Below are 975 nucleotides of genomic sequence, written 5' to 3'. Positions count from 1 at the left end.
TTCAACGGCATCAAAGTGCTGAACACCGGTTCCGGCTCTACCGACTACAGCTTCCAGGTGGGTGCGAAAGATGGCGAAACCATCGCCATCACCCTGAGCTCAAGCGACAAATTCAACCTGGCGAAAGCCGGCACCAGCGGTACGGATCTGAACACCCGTGCGATGACCTCAGGCGATACCGTTAACGGTACCGCGCGCTCTACTGAAGCCGTTGGTTTTGACGTGCTGAAAGGCGCAGTCACCGGCGGCGCGTCTGGTGCAGCTACCGGTAGCACGCCTCTGGCAGACATCGACTCCGCTATCAAAGCCGTCGATTCACAGCGCAGCCTGCTGGGTGCCTCACAGAACCGCTTTGAGTCAACCATCACCAACCTGAACAACACCGTGAACAACCTGTCAGCTGCACGCAGCCGTATTCAGGATTCTGACTACGCGACCGAAGTGTCGAACATGTCGCGCGCGCAGATCCTGCAGCAGGCAGGTTCTTCTGTGCTGGCGCAGGCCAACCAGGTGCCACAGACCATGCTGTCTCTGCTGCGTTAATCGCAAACACGCAGACTTCAACGGAGCCAGCTGGCTCCGTTTTTTTATATTTCCGGAAGAGGGTAGCCACAGCTGCGTTGCTAATTTTCTGATTATTAAAATCTATTTTTTGTCTGCAAAGACGACAAAATCAATATTAAAAAGAGTGAAGTTTTTGCGCAGCCTGTCGATAACTTTAATACGGTGTTGAACCGCAGGCCTGAAGGGCTGAATTATCTCTCTTAATAAAGGAAACTTGCTATGGCAGTGATTAATACCAACACATTGTCGCTGACGACTCAGAACAACCTGTCCAAGTCTCAGGCTTCTCTGGGTACCGCTATTGAGCGTCTCTCTTCTGGTCTGCGTATTAACAGCGCAAAAGATGACGCTGCAGGTCAGGCGATTGCTAACCGCTTCACCTCTAACATCAACGGCCTGACCGTTGCTGCC

The 975-nt window shown here is 52.6% G+C and carries 2 protein-coding genes; both read left to right on the top strand.

Annotated features, from left to right (window positions below):
• A partial coding sequence (locus H7K56_RS23460) for a flagellin (RefSeq protein ID WP_259395535.1) occupies positions 1-543 on the top strand: 543 nt, incomplete at its 5' end.
• A gap of 240 nt (positions 544-783) precedes the next feature.
• A partial coding sequence (locus H7K56_RS23125) for a flagellin N-terminal helical domain-containing protein (RefSeq protein WP_445669864.1) occupies positions 784-975 on the top strand: 192 nt, incomplete at its 3' end.

Origin of the sequence: Pantoea dispersa (assembly GCF_014155765.1) — a bacterium.
In the GTDB taxonomy this organism is placed as follows: Bacteria; Pseudomonadota; Gammaproteobacteria; order Enterobacterales; family Enterobacteriaceae; genus Pantoea; species Pantoea dispersa.
Note: the sequence above shows the minus strand (reverse complement) of the source record. Positions and strands in the feature narration are given on the sequence as shown.